Raw genomic sequence first — 386 nt, 5'->3', positions numbered from 1 at the left:
GCGGCGACGGTGCCGATGAGGGCGTAGACGGCGATGAGGTATTTGTTGATGTTGATGCCGGCGAGGCGGGCGGCGGTGTCGTTGCCGCCGATGGCGTAGAGGTTGCGGCCGATGTCGGTGTACTTGAGGAGGATGTGGACTGCGACGGCGGTGAGGATGAGGATCCAGACCATGAAGGGGAGGCCGGCGATCTTGCCGCGGCCGAGGATGCCGCAGATGTCGTCGTTGAGGACGTAGCCCTGGGCGCGGCCGTCGGAGAGGAGTTGGGCGATGCCCTTGTAGGCGGCGAGGCCGGCGAGTGTGGCGATGGTGGGGTTGTCGCGGCCGTAGACGATGATCAGGCCGTTGAGGATGCCGACGAGGATGCCGACGCCGATGGCGGCGGC

At 67.1% G+C, this 386-nt stretch carries 1 protein-coding gene; it reads right to left on the bottom strand.

All coding sequences use genetic code 11. The features are described 5' to 3' along the window. The coding region (locus PUR56_RS21980) for an ABC transporter permease (protein WP_443034544.1) at window positions 1-386 on the bottom strand (386 nt) is incomplete at both ends.

This window comes from Streptomyces sp. BE303 (assembly GCF_036290945.1).
GTDB lineage: Bacteria > Actinomycetota > Actinomycetes > Streptomycetales > Streptomycetaceae > Kitasatospora.
This window is presented reverse-complemented; position numbering and strand designations above follow the sequence as displayed.